The following is a 16,375-nucleotide window of genomic DNA, read 5'->3' as shown; positions in this document are numbered from 1 at the left end:
GCGTAAAGTGTCAATTTTTTCGGCTTGTACGGCCATTCTCGGAGAACAGCATAACCCTTTAAATGGTCGGCTGCCCGGTTTATCAGATCAAAAACGGGTTTATCCAAGGGTTATGTAGGGGGTTATATATGTCGGGTCAACACGAAGATATTGAGCTGTTTCACGCCATGATCAACCGGGTGCTCGATAAGGAAATTGCGCCCCACTATGAAAAGTGGGAGGAGGATGCAGCTCTTCCGCGGCCCGTCTGGAATACGCTGGGGCAGGCTGGCATGCTCGGCATTGATATGCCGGAAGAATATGGAGGTGCGGCGGCGAGTTTCGAGATCTCCCAGTTGGCTATTGAGGAGATGGCTCGCAAGGGTTTTGGCGGTCTGGCTTCCGGCTATAATATTCACGCCAACATTGTGATGCCCTATATTCTGCATCTTGGCTCCGAAGAGCAGAAAAAGCGTTACCTGCCCGACATGATCAGCGGTGATGTGCTTAGTGCTATTGCCATGACTGAGCCGGGTGCCGGCAGTGATCTTGCCGCCATGCGCACCACGGCCCAGCGCACGGAGGACGGCTATGTGATCAATGGAGCCAAAGTCTTTATCACTAATGGTCTGAACGCCGAACTGGTAATTGTGTGTGCCAAAACAGATCCCGCCGCCGGTGCCAAGGGTGTATCCCTGTTCCTTGTAGATGCCAGCCTCCCTGGATTCTCGCGAGGCAAGGGTATTCGCAAGATTGGACAACACGCCAGTGATACTGCGGAACTGTTTTTCTCGGATCTGGTGGTCCCGCACGATGCGCTGCTGGGGGAGGAGGGTCGTGGATTCGCCTACCTGATGCAGGAGTTGCCACGAGAGCGGCTGGGCGTTGGTGCGCAGGCTGTGGGCGCGACCGAGGGTGTGTTGGCAATCACGCTGGATTATGTGCAGCAACGTCAGGCCTTCGGGCAGAGAGTTGCGGATTTCCAGAACACCCGGTTTAAGCTTGCAGAGGCCCGGGCGCGCCTGGAAATGGCAAAAGCTTATCTGAATCAATGTATTGCCAACTATCTGAAAGGCGAAATGGGGCCAACAGAGGCGGCCATTCTGAAATTGATGCTCACCGAAATGCAATGCGACATTGCGAATGAGTGTCTGCAGTTGTTCGGCGGTTACGGTTATACCCTTGAGTATCCCGTGTCGCGATTTTTTGTGGATGCCCGAGTACAGACGATCTATGCCGGGACATCTGAAATCATGAAAGAAGTCATCGCCCGCTCTATGCTGGGCAAATAGATTATCCGTTCTCCGGATTATTACTCATCTTAAATTTAAGGAATTACGCTATGAAACTGACCGATGTTGTAATTTTAGACGGTGCACGTACAGCCATTGGCAGCTTTGGCGGCAGCCTGAGTTCGCTGAGCCCGGCCGAGCTGGGAACCTGCGCAGCAAAGGAAGCTATCAGTCGTTCCGGCGTGCCTGCTGAAGATATCGACCACTCTGTATTTGGCCACATTATTCCGACCGGCCCGGCTGATGCTTACGTTGCTCGCCATATTGGGCTCAATGCTGGTCTGCAAAAGGGGTCCGCGGCATTCAATGTGAATCGCCTTTGCGGTTCCGGTGTTCAATCGGTTATCAGTGCTGCGCAGATGATTATGATGGGCGATAGTCAGATTGCCCTGGCGGGTGGTGCCGAAAGCATGAGCCAGGGTGCTTACGTGCTGCCTAATGTTCGCAAGGGCCTGCGTATGGGTGATGGTAAAGCCGTTGATATGACCATAGGCACACTTAGCGATCCGTTCGGTAGCGGGCACATGGGCATGACGGCTGAACGTATTGCAGAGCAGTACGGCTTGAGCCGTGAAGATCTGGATACCTTCTCGGCAGAAAGCCATCGCCGTGCCAGTCACGCCATTGAGAGTGGCTACTTTAAAGAACAGATTGTGCCGGTAACAGTAAAGCAGGGTCGCAAAGAGTCAGTCGTTGAGCAGGACGAGCATGTGCGCCCCGGTACCACTGCTGAAAGCCTTGCCGGCTTGAGGCCCGCCTTTACCAAAGAGGGGATAGTCACTCCTGGAAACGCTTCCGGTATTAACGACGGTGCTGCTGCCATGGTGCTTACCAGTGCCGCGGAAGCCGAAAAGCGCGGCCTTAAAGCCCGGGCACGGATTGTCGGTTACGCATTTGCGGGTGTGGATCCCAGCGTTATGGGGCTGGGTCCGATTCCGGCCGTACGTCGGGTGCTCGAGCAGACTGGTCTCAGCGTGGAAGACCTGGACGTGATTGAGTCCAATGAAGCGTTTGCGGCCCAGGCACTGGCGGTCAGCAAAGAGCTTGGTCTGCCAGCAGACAAGGTAAATCCGAACGGTGGCGCGGTCGCTATGGGTCACCCTGTAGGTGCCACGGGCTCTATTCTGATCATCAAAACGATGGCAGAGCTTGAGCGCACGGGCGGGCGCTACGGGCTGGTTACCATGTGTATTGGTGGTGGCCAGGGCATAGCTTTGATCGTCGAAAGCCTTGGCTGATCCAACAGACTGATTTATTTTCAGGGCTGAATTGGTTAAAGTTTACGTTAACGTAAAGGTTTTCTGATTGCTGATTCAGCCAAACTATTTGATGTGGGGTATAAGACGATGGAATTCAAAAACATACCAGCCATTGTTACCGGCGGTGCTTCCGGGCTTGGCGAAGGTGCAGCCCGTGCGCTCGCAGCGGCAGGCTGTAAAGTTGCCATCCTTGATCTGCAGAAAGAACAGGGCGAAAAGGTAGCCGCCGATATTGGTGGCATCTTCGTACACTGCGATGTGAGCTCGCCAGACAGTGCAGAAGCGGCGTTGGCGGCAGCTCGTGAGGCCCACGGCCCCTGCGGTATCGCGGTGAACTGTGCAGGTATTGGCCCGGCAGCAAAGATTCTTGGTCGCGACGGCGTTATGCCACTGGAAAAGTTCAGCAAGGTCATCCAGATCAACCTTATCGGTACGTTCAATATTCTGAGGCTGGCTGCTGCCGATATGGCACAGCGTGAACCCAATGCCGATGGCGAACGGGGTGTCATTATCAACACGGCTTCGGTAGCCGCATACGAGGGGCAGATCGGACAGTCAGCCTACAGTGCCTCCAAGGGGGGAGTGGTTGCCCTGACAATTCAGTCGGCCCGGGAACTGGCCCGCGAAGGTATCCGGGTAAACACTATTGCACCTGGCCTGTTCATGACGCCGATGATGTCCGGTATGCCACAGGAAGTTCAGGATAGCCTGGCGGCAACGCTGCCGTTCCCCAAGCGCCTGGGCAAGCCCGAAGAGTTTGGCATGATGGTGGATCAGATGGTTCGCAACCCGGTTCTGAACGGCGAAACCATCCGGCTCGACAGTGCTTTGCGTATGGCACCCAAGTGAATCCAATGATTGTGAGGAGAGCGCAATGACCAACACTGTGGATCAAGAAGAGCTCGCACTGTTTCGGGCATCTGTCGTCAAGGCTCTGGAAACAGAAGTGGCGCCACACTATGAGGAATGGGAGAAAACCGGCCTTGTACCCCGTGAACTATGGAACACGCTCGGCGATGCCGGCATGTTGTGTGTCGATGTTCCTGAAGAGTGTGGGGGGTGCGGCGCACCGTTTCAGTATTCCGTGGTTGTTGGCGAGGAGCTGGCTCGCATGGGGTTTGGTGCGCTCTCTACCAACGTGATGGTGCATTCAGACATTGTCGCGCCTTACATCAGCCATCTGGGTAACGAAGAGCAAAAGCAGCAGTGGCTACCCAAAATGGTATCTGGCGAGGTGGTTGGCGCTATAGCCATGACCGAGCCGGGTGCCGGTAGTGATTTGCAGGCCATGCGCACCAGTGCTGTGCGGGATGGTGACGACTACATTCTTAATGGCTCCAAAACTTTCATCACCAACGGTCAGCATGCTGACATGGTGATTGTTGCGGCGAAAACCGATCCTTCGGCGGGCGCCAAAGGCATCAGCCTTTTTCTGGTCGACACCAGCCTGCCGGGTTACAGCAAAGGGCGGAACCTCGACAAAATAGGCCAGCACAGCGGCGATACCTCTGAGCTGTTCTTTTCGGACATGCGCGTACCGGCATCGGCACTTGTGGGTGAAGAAGGCAAAGGCTTTGTTTACCTGATGCAGGAGTTGCCACGTGAACGCCTGGTTATTGGCGCATTGGGCGTCGCTGCCGCCAGAGGTGCTTTGGATCTCACCATTGCTTACACCCAAGAGCGTGTGCTGTTTGGCCAGAAGTTGGCTCAGATCCAGAACACACGCTTTGAAATTGCCCGTATGGAAACCGATTACCAGGTCAACAAGGCCTTCGTAAGCCAGTGCATCAGCCAGTACGAAGTCGGTGAGTTGGATGCGCCCACGGCGTCCATGGCCAAGTACAGCGCGACTGAAATGCAGTGTCGTGTGGCAGATGGCTGCCTGCAGTTGTTTGGTGGTTATGGTTATACCACTGAGTACCCCATCTCCCGTGCATTCATGGATGCCCGGGTTCAGCGCATTTATGGTGGTACGTCCGAGGTCATGAAAGAAATCATTGCCCGTTCTGTATTGGGTAGAGTCTGACATTATTGAGGTTTGAGTATGAGCGATAACAGCGTAGTGATTGCGGGATCTGCCCGCACCCCCATGGGTGGCATGATGGGGGCGCTGAGTTCGGTGCGTTCTCCTGAGCTGGCAGCATTCTCCATCAAGGCTGCTATTGAGCGCAGTGGCCTGAAACCCGCAGACATTCAGGAGGTGGTTATGGGGTGCGTGTTGCCGGCCGGACTGGGTCAGGCACCTGCGCGCCAGGCCTCCCGCGCCTCCGGTATCCCGGACAGCTCAGGTTGCACCACTGTGAACAAGATGTGTGGTTCCGGCATGCAGGCCGTGATCATGGCGCACGACCAGATCAAGGCGGGCACCAATAACATCATGATTGCCGGTGGTATGGAGAACATGAGCCAGGCACCTTACTTGCTGCCGAAAGCTCGCGGCGGTATGCGTATGGGCCACGGTCAGGTGATGGACAGCATGTTCCTCGACGGTCTTGAGGACGCCTATGAAGGCGGCCTGATGGGCGTGTTTGCGCAACGCTCGGCTGATGAATACAACATCACCCGGGAAGCCATGGACGACTTTGCCATCGGCTCATTGAACAAGGCACTGGCGGCGATACACAACGGTTGGTGCAAGCCTGAAATCGCGGCCGTTAGCGTTCCTGGACGTGGTGGCGAAACCCTGGTAGACACCGATGAACAGCCGGGTAATGCGCGCCCCGAAAAGATTCCCCAACTTAAGCCGGCCTTTAAAAAAGACGGCACGGTTACTGCCGCTAACTCCAGTTCTATCAGTGATGGTGCATCAGCGCTGGTTCTGGCGTCGGCTGAGGAAGCAAAGGCCCGCGGTTTGAGCGTTCAGGCGAAGATTGTGGCCCACGCTACCCACGCCCAGTTGCCAGCCGAGTTCACTCTGGCACCCATTGGCGCCATAGAGAAGGTGCTGAAAAAAGCCGGCTGGAGCAAAGACGAGGTAGATCTTTACGAGATCAACGAAGCCTTTGCCGTTGTCTCCTTGCTGGCGATCAATGAGCTGGGACTGGATGCGGAAAAGGTGAACGTCTACGGCGGTGCTTGTGCTCTGGGCCACCCTATCGGTTCGTCTGGTTCACGCATCATTGTCACGCTCCTCAATGCTCTAAAGCAGAAAGGACTGAAGCGTGGAGTGGCCTCCCTGTGTATCGGGGGTGGTGAAGCTACTGCAGTTGCTGTAGAGCTGGTCTGATAGGTGGCTGGCCTCCAGGGTTCTGTATTGTTCAAACGGGTGCTGGAGGCTGATGGGGTTGAGTACGGTATTGCCGTGCATCAACCCTAAGCTTTTTCAGTCGTGAAGTCAGCGTTGTTGGCTTGATCTGGAGAAGCGCCGCAGCACCGTCGTCTCCAAAAATTCGGCCTTCGCTTATTCGGAGTGCATTGATCAGGTTCCGCTTTTCAAGTGCCCGCAGTTCATTTTCGGTCATAAGCTCGCCGTTATCGTGGCGCGCCGGCGGGTGCTGGTAGCTGGCGGGTCGTGATCGTGAATCTGGCGCCAATGTCTCCAGATCGAAACTGCCGTCATAGGTAATGACCTGGCGTTCGATAACATTCTCCAGCTCTCGCACATTGCCCGGCCATTGGTAGGCCTTCAGGATTTCAGCCTCCTGCTCCCTCAGTACAAGGGCTGGCCGGTTAAATTTCTGGCACGCGCGGCTGAGGAACTCTTGGGCCAGAATCGGGATATCCTCCACGCGTCGCCGGAGAGGCACGGATTCGATAGGAAAGACGTTCAGGCGAAAGTACAGGTCTTCACGGAAGGTTTTTTCCCGAACTTCCGTTTTCAGCTCCCGGTTGGTCGCCGCGATAACCCGAACGTCTACAGCCCTGGTGCGGTTGTCCCCGACGCGCTCGAATTGCTGGTCTTGCAACACCCGAAGGAGCTTACCTTGAAGCTCCAACGGGATCTCTCCGACTTCGTCGAGAAAAAGTGTACCGCCGTCAGCCAATTCAAATCGCCCAACACGATCGCTAATAGCGCCGGTGAATGCACCTTTCACATGTCCAAAAAACTCACTCTCGAACAGGTCTTTGGCAATCGCTGCGCAGTTTACCCGTATCAGTGGCCTGTCCCTGCGGGTGCTGGACTGATGAATGGCCCGTGCGATCAGTTCCTTGCCGGTGCCGGATTCTCCGGTAATCAGAACATTGGCATCGGTGGGCGCAACCATGCCGATACGTCGAACAATGGCTTTGATGGCGTCGCTCTGGCCGAAGATTTCGTGGAAGTGGTATTCAGCACTGATTTCTTCTTGCAGATAAGCATTTTCCATTTCCAGTCGGTGCTTGAGGCTTTCGACTTCCTCCAGGGCTTTTTGCAGCTCATTTTGTGACTGCAGGCGGGGAGATATGTCGCGGAAAACTACCACGGCGCCGACCGGGTGGCCGTTGTCGAGGATGGGTGTGCTGGTGTATTCGACCGGGAAGCCTGTGCCATCCTTACGCCAGAACCAGTCTTCGCCTACGCGTTTGACGCTGACATCACGAAAAGCGGCGTAAATGGGGCACTCTTTTAAGGGGTAAAGGCTGCCATCCTGATGTGAGTGGTGCATCACCCGGTGAATTACCCGGCCCATCAGTTCATCCATTCTCCAGCCCAGCATTCGCTCCGCCGCCGGGTTGGCAAAGGTGGCACGCCCCTCTGCATCAACGCCATAGATACCTTCCCCGACAGCGTGCAGTATCAGTTGATTCTCTCGTTCCATGTCCTTGAACAACTCTTCTACGCGCCGCCACTCCAGCAATCCGCCCCGGTGATAGTGGTTGACTTCATGTCTCTCCCTCAGCGTACGTAACTGTTGCCTGTCCCTAAGAAGCAATAATACATTCAGGGATTCGGCTTCGCCGGCCCGAGAGGAGGAGACTTCCAGCTCTACCGTGTTGCCGTCCCGGTGCTGAAGCATAAAGTCTCTGCTCCATCCCTGTCCCCGGAACAGGGTTTCTTCGGTGAAAGCGATCAGTTGTGGGCGTTGGTCCGGAAACAGATGGGTGCATGGAGTGCCTGTGAGAGATCGCCGGCTTGTGCCGATCATCCTACCCATGGCGCTGTTTGCAGCAATGATCAGATCCTCTCCCGCATCAACCAGCAGGGCAGCCTCCGGAAGATGGTCGATCCACTCGATGGCGGGGTCGGCAGTTTTGGTGCTCATAGAGTTGTCCCGTGTGATCCTGCAAAAAGACAAAACAAACTCTGTGCCAACTACGAAAAATCGTTAATTTGGCTACGAAATATCGTGAATTACGAAATTGCGTAGTTTTAAAAGTTGTGCGATAAGCTTGAAAATCAAATAAAAACAAGTGGTTACTAAAAATTGAATCGATGGCACAAACCCTGCAATAACTCTGGCAGAACGCGTAGACGGCAGATTGGTTTTCACATGCCGGACCCGGACCGCATTTTTGCTGCACAGCAAAAGTGCAAAAACTAGCGAAGAGTAGGGAGAGTGCCCCATGACCACGAAAAGCCTTGGCAATCCGTTTGACGGTGACAAATCTCTGATTCACGCAAAAACCTGCGGTTGCCACGAGTGTCAGCCGGGTCAGGAAATGCCGTCGATTTCACTGGACCTGCCGCAGTCTCAAAGCCAGGACGTCATGGCATCTCAAGGGATCATGGATTCCGAGGCGATGATGGATCGGGCAATTGAAAGTGCAGTGGTGCGGTCAGTGTTTGCGCACAACGACCACAGCCGCCGGAGTTTCATGAAAATGATGGGCGCCGGCACAGCAGCTGCTTTGCTTGGCAGTGTGTTCCCCTTTGAGAAAGCCAAGGCAGCTGTAAAGGAATCTCTTGGAAAGCTCGAGAAAACCAAACTGAACGTAGGTTTTGTGCCGATAACCTGTGCTACGCCGATCATCATGGCGCATCCCATGGGTTTCTATGAGCGCTACGGGCTTGATGTGACCGTAACCAAAACCGCCGGCTGGGCGGTGGCTAGGGACAAGTCTCTGGCTGGCGAGTACGACGCCTCTCATATGCTTACGCCCATGCCTCTGGCCATGACAGTAGGCGCAGGCTCTACGCCGGAACCCTACATTATGCCGGCTGTCGAGAATATCAACGGCCAGGCCATCGTTCTGCACGTTGATCACAAGGACAAGCGGGATCCCAAACAGTGGAAAGGGTTCAAGTTCGGTGTGCCGTTCGAGTACTCCATGCACAACTTTCTGCTGCGCTACTATCTGGCTGAAAATGGCGTTGATCCAGACAAAGACGTGCAGATTCGTGTGGTTTCACCCCCTGAGATGGTCGCCAACCTGCGCGCCGGTAACCTGGATGGTTACTTATCTCCAGACCCCTTCAACCAGCGTGCAGTCTGGGAAAAAGTCGGGTTCATTCACATGCTCACCAAAGATATCTGGGACGGCCATCCGTGTTGTGCCTTTGCTTGCAGTCAGCAGTTTGCTACCCAGAACCCCAACACTTACGGAGCCCTGCTAAGGGCGATTATCGATGCAACCCAATACTCTAATAACCCTGAAAACCGGAAGGAAATCTCCGAAGCCATTGCGCCCAAGAACTATCTGAACCAGCCGGTACCGGTTATTCAGCAGGTGTTGACCGGCTATTACGCTGACGGTCTTGGCGAGATACAAAATGTGCCGGACCGTATCGACTTCGATCCATTCCCCTGGCACTCCATGGGCGTCTGGATTCTCACCCAGATGAAGCGCTGGGGATATATCGAAGGTGATGTGGACTACAAGGGCATCGCTGAACAGGTCTATCTGGCGGGCGAAACCGGCAAGATTATGAAAGAGCTCGGCTACACCGCGCCAGACAAGACATATAAAACTCACGTTATCATGGGTAAAACCTTCGATTCGGATCACGCAGAAGAATACGCCCGCAGCTTTGACATCGGGAGGGTGTAACCATGGCATCCCTGAACGTTCGGGCAGCGTTGTTGTCGGTATCGTTCCTGATCCTGGCTCTGGGGCTTTGGGAGATGGCTACTCAGCCCCCTGAAGCCCAGACCGGGCTGACCGAATACGAAATGCTGATGGGCGGCGCTGAACAGGAATCGCGGGTGCCACCGCCCTCGGCGGTGATCAAACTGGCTTGGGCCGAGTTGTCTGACCCCTTCTATGATGCGGGCGCCAACGACAAAGGCATAGGTATTCAATTGGCCTATTCGGTATATCGGGTTCTTGCCGGCTACCTGGCTGCCATGGCCATCGCTTTGCCGCTGGGCTTCCTTATTGGCATGTCACCGTTGATGTACAAGGCCATGAATCCCTACATTCAGGTTTTGCGGCCAATATCCCCTCTGGCGTGGATGCCTCTGGCGCTGTTTATCATTCAGGATTCCGATGCGTCCGCCATCTTTGTCATTTTTATTTGTTCGATCTGGCCAATGTTGCTTAACACGGCATTTGGTGTCGCCAACGTCAGGCAGGATTGGGTGAACGTGGCGCGTACTCACGAACTCGGGCCGCTGCGTACCGCAATCACGGTCATCCTTCCCGCAGCTGCTCCGACCATTCTGACCGGTATGCGGATCTCCATCGGTATAGCCTGGCTGGTCATTGTTGCAGCTGAAATGCTGGTGGGTGGCACCGGGATTGGATACTACGTCTGGAACGAGTGGAACAATCTGGACCTGGCAAGCGTGATCTTCTCGATCCTGATGATCGGGGTGGTGGGTATGCTGTTGGACCTGGTTCTGGGTAAAGCCCAAAAGCTGGTGGAATACAAAGAATGAGTGGCTGGGCGTCTGCAAGCGGGCGCCAGCCTCAATACTCCGAATGGAGACCTGTTATGAGTAAGCCATTCCTCGAAGTCGACGGTCTGTCGAAAGTATACCCGGACGGGCAGGGCGGCGAACTGACCGTCTTTGAAGATGTCCGTTTTGCGCTGGAGAAAGGGGAGTTTGTCTGCATCATCGGCCACTCTGGTTGCGGCAAGTCGACCATCCTCAATGTACTGGCCGGCCTGGATGAAGCCAGCGGCGGCAACGTGGTTATGAACGGGAAGGAAATCAAAGGCCCGGGGCTTGAGCGCGGCGTTGTGTTCCAGAATTACAGCTTGCTGCCCTGGAAAACGACGCTGAACAACATCGTATTTGCAGTGCGCGCCCGCTGGCCCGAGTGGTCTAAAGAAAAGATCAGAGAGCACAGTGAACGTTATCTGAAAATGGTAGGCCTGGACCATGCCCTGAATCGTAAGCCGTCACAGCTATCTGGCGGTATGCGCCAGAGAGTCAGTATTGCCCGCGCTTTCGCCACCCAGCCTGAATTGTTGTTGCTTGACGAGCCGTTTGGTGCGCTGGACGCGCTCACGAGAGGCGTCATTCAGGACGAACTGGTCAATATTTGGCAAGAGACCCGACAGACTGTGTTCATGATTACCCACGATGTGGATGAAGCGATTCTGCTATCTGACCGCATCTTCCTCATGTCCAACGGTCCCAACGCCCGCATAGCCGAGAGTGTAAAAGTGGATATCCCCCACCCGAGAGCTCGGGCCACGATCTTTCAGAACCCGGCCTATCATAAAACCCGGGACTACCTGGTGGACTTTCTGGTCAACCGGAGTGGGTCAGCCACGCCGGAGGAAGATGGCACGCCCAGAATAGTGGAGCCCGCCATAGGAGTCGCCCGGTCTGCTTCTGCTGGAGCCGAAACTGAAACTGAAATTGCCGCCCATGCGGTAAATGTCTGATATTGATAGCCGAAAGAGGAAACTGCCATGATGAACAAAGAACTGATGACTGCAAAGATTCTGGAAGCAAAAGTAGCCAAGGACATGACATGGGAAGCCATTGCCGAGGCTATTGGCCTTTCTCCGGTGTTCACTACCTCTGCCGTACTGGGTATGAACAGCCTGACCGAAGACAAAGCCTTTAGCCTTTGTGAGACGCTGGGCCTGGATAAACAGATAGCCGAAGCACTCCAGGTTTGCCCGAAGAAAGCCTGGGACGGTGCTATTCCTCAAGACCCGCTGATCTACCGTCTGTACGAAGTGGTTGGAGTATATGGCGATACCATGAAGGCGCTCATCCATGAAAAATTTGGAGACGGCATTATGAGTGCAATTGATTTCAGCATGGATATCGAAAAGGAAGAGAACCCGAAGGGCGACCGAGTCGTCGTCACGATGAATGGGAAGTTTCTACCCTATAAAGCCTGGTAGCCCGGAAGAGGCCACCGATACAGGTTGTCGATTAAGATTGTAAAGAAGGAGGGCGCCAGACCTTAGCCTTCCTGGCTATTGAGCCGGCGCATCGACAAAAGCCCGAGAACAGGGCCGGGTAACAACCAAAGTGTCACCCAGACGCCCTGGGTGTCCCAGAGGCTATTGGTTATCCAGATGGCCGGTATGGTCAGCGCAAAGCCTATGGCGTTCATTACCGCCAGAGATGCTCCGACATATTCTCTGGGAGCGTTGTCGGCTGCCAGTGCGGAAAACTGGGGGGAGTCGGCAATGACCGTAAGCCCCCAAAACATCAGTAGTGCCAGTAATATGCCAGGCGGGGCCCAGACGAGGAAAGGGTAAGCAAGGCAGATCGTTCCCGACACAGCCAGTGAACTGTTTGCTACCCACTGGCTGCCAAGCCGTCGGCTGAGCCAGCCTCCGCCTATACAGCCTGCAAACCCTACACCGATGACGGTGAATGATAATAAGGGGATCATTGATGCCGGGGCCTGCATTCGCAGTACTTCCCGGGTAATCAACAGCGGTGTCAGGGTCCAGAAAGCGTAAAGCTCCCAGCAGTGGCCGAAGTAACCACCGGCTACAGCACGAAACCCGGGCGACCTGAGCCCCGCCAGCCCGCTTCGCAATCGGGTTTTTGCTGTGTTCAACGGTAGGTGAGGGCCATCCCCCAGAAGAAGAACCGCAGCCCCACCCAGAAGTGCCAGGGCCGAAGAGCCCAGTAACGGCCACTCCCAGGGAAGCCCCGGTGTGATGCCCCGTAGCAGATGAGGCATGGCGGTACCAAGGGTCAGCATGCCAACTAACCAGGCCAGTGCGGTTCCTGTATGTTTGGGCGTCCAGCCGATAACCAGTTTCATCCCGAGGGGGTAGATCCCGGCCAGGCAAAGGCCGGTTAAAAAACGCATAACAAGGTCAAAGGGAGGCGATGTTACGGCGATTACAAAACCTGCATTTGCCAAGGCGCCAAGTGCACTGGAACAGGCGAAAATATAACTGGCATGGAATCGGTCAGCCAGACCGGTTATGGCTATGCCCAGGGTACCGATGATGAAGCCTGCCTGTACCGTGAGCGTGAAATGCCCGATATCTGCTTCCGAAAGCCCGAGCTCCCGGGAAAGTGAGAGCCATACACCGTTTATACTAAACCACAGCGAGGTTCCGCACAGCTGCGCCAGGACGATGACAAATAATGGATAACGCTGTGCAGTATTTCGGAATATCACGGTTGTTCCCTGTCATCGTCCCGGGCCGTCAGGCCGAGCGGGTTGCTGCAGGCATCATGGCTGGAGTGGTGAGTATAACCTCCGCGACAGTGTGCAGCTTTTCCAGCTGAGATTGAAGCATGGTCACATGTCGGGTGCCTTGAACCGTCAAGGCGATATCCAGAAAATCGTTTGTCGTTTCTACGGCCATTTTTTCAATTCGGAAACCTCGGATACGAACCACCTGACATAGGCGCTCAAGGGCTGCCGCTTCGTGGTTCATCCGGCAGGTAATTGTATAGCTGGACGATACATTGCTACGGTCAGTGATCATGCAACTCTCTCCTTCTTATCCGCGGCACAGCGGCGGGTTTCGTTAATCATTTCTTTATTACTGCCACCCGGTTTTACAATCGGCCAGACGTTCTCTTCCCGCGCGATGGCAACATGCAGCAGCATCGGGCCGTTATAGGCGAGAATGGTTTCAATCCCGCGGCGAACCTGATCAGTGCGGTCGATTTTCAGGGCAGGGATGTCGAACGCTCGGGCCATGGCGACAAAATCCGGATTGTCGTCGAGGTTAATCTGGCTTTCGCGGTTGTTGTAGAACAGTTCCTGCTGCTGGCGCACCATGCCTAAACACTGGTTGTCCATAACGATCAGCTTCACAGGCAGGTTATATCGGCGAATAGTGGCCAATTCCTGAGCGTTCATCATGAAGGAACCGTCGCCAGTCACGTTCAAAACGGTGCTTTGGCGGTCGGCAAACTGGGCGCCGATTGCCGCTGGCAAACCAAAGCCCATGGTGCCGAGGCCGCCGCTGGTAAGGTGGTGGCGTGGGTGATCAAACTGGTAGTGCTGGGCAACCCACATTTGATGCTGGCCAACATCGCACGCAATAATCGTGTCATCCGGGGCAACCCGGGAGAGCTGGCGGATGAAGGCAGGGCCGGTGATCGGTGCCAAAGGTTCTTCGTTATCGGCTGCCTGAAACCCGCCTGTTGTGCGCAGGTTCTGGCATTGTTTCTGCCAATCGTTGATGGCCAGTGGGGCTTCTCTGAGCGCCCTTGTCAGCTCGCCTAGAATAGCGTTCAGGTCACCGCGAACCGCGAGCTCCGCGCGCCGGAGTTTGTTGATTTCGGCACTGTCGGCGTCAATATGAACCAGGCGCGCATTGGGCGCGAAGCTATCCATCCTGCCGGTGGCCCGGTCGTCAAGGCGGGCACCGATAACCAGTAGAAGGTCACACTCATCCACTGCCTGGTTGGCTGCGCGAGAGCCATGCATGCCCAGCATGCCAAGGTTGTGAGCGCTATATTTACCTGGGTTTCCGATTCCCTTGAGGGTCACGACGGCTGGCAATTCCGAGCATTCCGCAAACTCGCGAAAGCTGTTTTCCGCGTGTGCCAGGCTGATGCCCCCGCCGCTGTAAAGCAGAGGTTTCCGGGAAGCGCGCAGCAAGGCTATAGCACTTGCCAGATCCGGGCACTCTGCTTGCGGTGGCGCAGGTGTCGTAAAGGGGCTTGTAGTGATTTCTGCCAGCAGAACATCCTTTGGGATATCAATCCACACAGGGCCTGGTCGACCACTTTGGGCAAGCTGCATTGCGCTATCCAGAATGCCTGGCAGTTCATCTGCACTCTCAACCAGATAACTGTGCTTTACGATACCCAGGGTCATGCCCAGAACATCGGTTTCCTGGAACGCATCTGTGCCGATCAGAGCCGAGGGAACCTGGCCCGTAATAACCAGCATGGGAATGGAATCCCGGTGTGCGTTGGCAACGCCGGTAATCAGGTTGGTTGCGCCCGGGCCTGAGGTGGCAATGCATACTCCCAGCTTGCCGCTGGCACGGGCGTAGCCATCGGCGGCCAGTGCACAACCCTGTTCGTGGCGGCAAAGCACGTGTTCCACACGGACATCATCCACCAGGGCATCGTATAGCGGCATGATGCAGCCGCCGGGGTAACCGAAAACCGTCTGGATGTTGTGGCGGTGGAACGCTTCGAGAATGTGCTGTGCGCCGTTCATTATCGTATTTCCTTTTTTCTTCCGCAAAAAAGAAACCCCCGGGACCTTGCGGTGCCGGGGGTTTCTGGTGTTTTGTCAGGCTTGTCTTTATCTCACCCGTTTATCCACGCAAAATCCCCCGGAAGGTATCACTACCACGAGGACTAGCATTGCAAGGACGATCACGGATTTGAGGTTCATAAAACGGACAATCTGCTCTGAATTCGTACAAAGATTATGTGTAGAATCTACCTCACGCTTTAAACCGGTTGCAACCGTTTAATCTTTTTATTTTTCAGGCAACGTCACTTTTCGATCTGTCGTTCACCAAATTCAGGCTGTGTAGGTATCTCATGAGCAAAGTAAAATGGAGTTCGCTGGGGCTCTCTTTGGTGGTCGTGATCGTTCTGGTTATCTGGATGGCAACGGGTGATATCAAGGTTGCGAGCACCAAAGCACCGGAAAAGCAGGAAACAGGGCAGCAGGAGCGTACACGGGTTCAGGTTACGACACTCAACACTCGGTTGTATGAACCGGGCCTTTTGCTTCAGGGCGAGCTTGAACCATGGAGCACTGTGAACGTGAGTGCCAGGGCTGCTGGTACAGTCCAAAGCATTGGGGCGGATCTTGGTGAATCGGTAAAGGCCGGGGATCTGCTCTTAACACTGTCTGAGGATGGTCGCGGTGCAGTCGTCCAGCGCTGGCAGGCCCGGGTGAAGAAGCTTGAAGCGGATTTGACGGCAGCGCGCAAACTTCGCTCCAGCAATCTGGCCTCGCAGTCAGAGATTCTCAGTATTGAAAGTGACCTGGCAGCGGCGCGTGCAGAGCTGCAGACTGCTGAGCTTGAAGTTGCCCACCTCAGGCCTTCAGCACCGTTTGATGGTGTGATTAATAGTAAGAGCGTTGAGGCTGGTAGCCTGGTTCAGGTGGGCTCGCCGCTTTTTGAACTGGTGCGGATAGACAGGTTAAAGGCTAAAGGTCAGGTACCACAGCAATCTGTTTCTCAAGTTGCGCCGGGCCAGAAAGTGCGGGTGCGCCCATTGGATGGCGATACGCTAGATGGTGTGGTTTCCTTCGTTGCCAGTGCTGCAAATCCCGAGACGCGCAGCTTTGCTCTGGAGATCGCGGTTGATAATCCGGACAAGAAACGTATTGCCGGGGGCAGTGCCAACCTCCGGGTTGCTTTACCTGACGTTCAGGCCACCTTTATTTCTCCGGCCTATCTGTCTCTGGGGGACGACGGTCGCCCTGGTGTGAAATACGTTGATGAACAGAATCGGGTCGTTTTCCGCACGGTGAAATTGCTCAACGTATCCACTGAAGGTGCCTGGGTTACTGGCTTGCCTGATGAAATTCGCCTGATTACCCGGGGTGGGGGCTTTGTCAGTGAGGGTGAGTACGTTGAGCCTGTTGATGCCTCTGACGAGCGGGGCTGAGCGG

The 16,375-nt window shown here is 55.1% G+C and carries 14 protein-coding genes; 10 read left to right on the top strand and 4 right to left on the bottom strand.

The genetic code is table 11. The annotated features are described in order from the left end of the window. The first annotated feature begins 128 nt into the window (after positions 1-128). The 5 genes from Q4606_RS08550 (at position 129) to Q4606_RS08530 (ending at position 5,756) form a co-directional block, all read left to right on the top strand. A complete protein-coding gene (locus Q4606_RS08550) occupies positions 129-1,271 on the top strand; it encodes an acyl-CoA dehydrogenase family protein (RefSeq protein WP_303607261.1) in 1,143 nt (380 codons plus the stop codon). 50 nt (positions 1,272-1,321) lie between these two features. After that, the gene (bktB, locus tag Q4606_RS08545) at positions 1,322-2,509 is read left to right on the top strand and encodes a beta-ketothiolase BktB (RefSeq protein ID WP_303607260.1); all 1,188 of its coding nucleotides are present in this window, start codon (positions 1,322-1,324) and stop codon (positions 2,507-2,509) included. Between the two features lie 108 nt (positions 2,510-2,617). Then, the gene (locus tag Q4606_RS08540; protein WP_303593827.1) at positions 2,618-3,379 is read left to right on the top strand and encodes an SDR family NAD(P)-dependent oxidoreductase; all 762 of its coding nucleotides are present in this window, start codon (positions 2,618-2,620) and stop codon (positions 3,377-3,379) included. Positions 3,380-3,404: 25 nt separating this feature from the next. Further along, positions 3,405-4,556 carry an acyl-CoA dehydrogenase family protein gene (locus Q4606_RS08535; RefSeq protein ID WP_303593826.1) on the top strand — a complete coding sequence of 384 codons (1,152 nt, stop codon included), beginning with the start codon at positions 3,405-3,407 and terminating at the stop codon, positions 4,554-4,556. A gap of 18 nt (positions 4,557-4,574) precedes the next feature. Then, positions 4,575-5,756 (top strand): acetyl-CoA C-acyltransferase, encoded by a 1,182-nt coding sequence (locus Q4606_RS08530; protein WP_303607259.1) that lies wholly within the window; start codon positions 4,575-4,577, stop codon positions 5,754-5,756. Between the two features lie 31 nt (positions 5,757-5,787). Here the strand turns inward: Q4606_RS08530 and Q4606_RS08525 are convergent, their stop codons facing one another. Further along, on the bottom strand, positions 5,788-7,713 hold the full coding sequence (locus tag Q4606_RS08525; RefSeq protein WP_303593822.1) for a sigma 54-interacting transcriptional regulator: 1,926 nt from the start codon (positions 7,711-7,713) through the stop codon (positions 5,788-5,790). A gap of 301 nt (positions 7,714-8,014) precedes the next feature. Here Q4606_RS08525 and Q4606_RS08520 point away from each other — a divergent pair, with 301 nt between their 5' ends. The 4 genes from Q4606_RS08520 to cynS are packed head-to-tail and all read left to right on the top strand — an operon-like array spanning position 8,015 to position 11,699. Beyond that, the gene (locus tag Q4606_RS08520; RefSeq protein ID WP_303607258.1) at positions 8,015-9,439 is read left to right on the top strand and encodes an ABC transporter substrate-binding protein; all 1,425 of its coding nucleotides are present in this window, start codon (positions 8,015-8,017) and stop codon (positions 9,437-9,439) included. A 2-nt stretch (positions 9,440-9,441) separates the two neighbouring features. After that, a complete protein-coding gene (ntrB, locus tag Q4606_RS08515; protein WP_303593820.1) occupies positions 9,442-10,269 on the top strand; it encodes a nitrate ABC transporter permease in 828 nt (275 codons plus the stop codon). Positions 10,270-10,325: 56 nt separating this feature from the next. Beyond that, on the top strand, positions 10,326-11,228 hold the full coding sequence (locus Q4606_RS08510) for an ABC transporter ATP-binding protein (protein ID WP_303593819.1): 903 nt from the start codon (positions 10,326-10,328) through the stop codon (positions 11,226-11,228). 27 nt (positions 11,229-11,255) lie between these two features. Beyond that, entirely contained in the window at positions 11,256-11,699 is a 444-nt protein-coding gene (cynS, locus tag Q4606_RS08505; protein ID WP_303593818.1) for a cyanase, read from the top strand. Positions 11,700-11,761: 62 nt separating this feature from the next. On the opposite strand, the gene Q4606_RS08500 is transcribed toward cynS, so the two are convergent. Genes Q4606_RS08500 through ilvG form a run of 3 tightly spaced genes read right to left on the bottom strand, consistent with a single transcriptional unit; the run spans position 11,762 to position 14,956 of the window. Further along, positions 11,762-12,946: a nitrate/nitrite transporter gene (locus Q4606_RS08500; RefSeq protein ID WP_303593816.1), complete on the bottom strand. Its 1,185-nt coding sequence runs from the start codon at positions 12,944-12,946 to the stop codon at positions 11,762-11,764. A gap of 28 nt (positions 12,947-12,974) precedes the next feature. Further along, positions 12,975-13,259, bottom strand: coding sequence for an ACT domain-containing protein (locus Q4606_RS08495; RefSeq protein ID WP_303607257.1), 285 nt, complete (start codon positions 13,257-13,259; stop codon positions 12,975-12,977). Further along, positions 13,256-14,956, bottom strand: a complete 1,701-nt coding sequence (gene ilvG / locus Q4606_RS08490; RefSeq protein WP_303607256.1) for an acetolactate synthase 2 catalytic subunit — start codon at positions 14,954-14,956, stop codon at positions 13,256-13,258. The genes Q4606_RS08495 and ilvG overlap by 4 nt, the downstream gene beginning before the upstream one ends. Positions 14,957-15,288: 332 nt before the next feature. Between ilvG and Q4606_RS08485 the strand changes: the two genes are divergently transcribed. Beyond that, on the top strand, positions 15,289-16,371 hold the full coding sequence (locus tag Q4606_RS08485) for an efflux RND transporter periplasmic adaptor subunit (protein ID WP_303607255.1): 1,083 nt from the start codon (positions 15,289-15,291) through the stop codon (positions 16,369-16,371). Positions 16,372-16,375: the final 4 nt, after the last annotated feature.

This window comes from Marinobacter sp. 1_MG-2023 (assembly GCF_030549045.1).
Lineage (GTDB): Bacteria > Pseudomonadota > Gammaproteobacteria > Pseudomonadales > Oleiphilaceae > Marinobacter.
The sequence above is the reverse complement of the archived record's forward strand: the minus strand, read 5'-3'. Positions and strand labels throughout refer to the sequence as shown.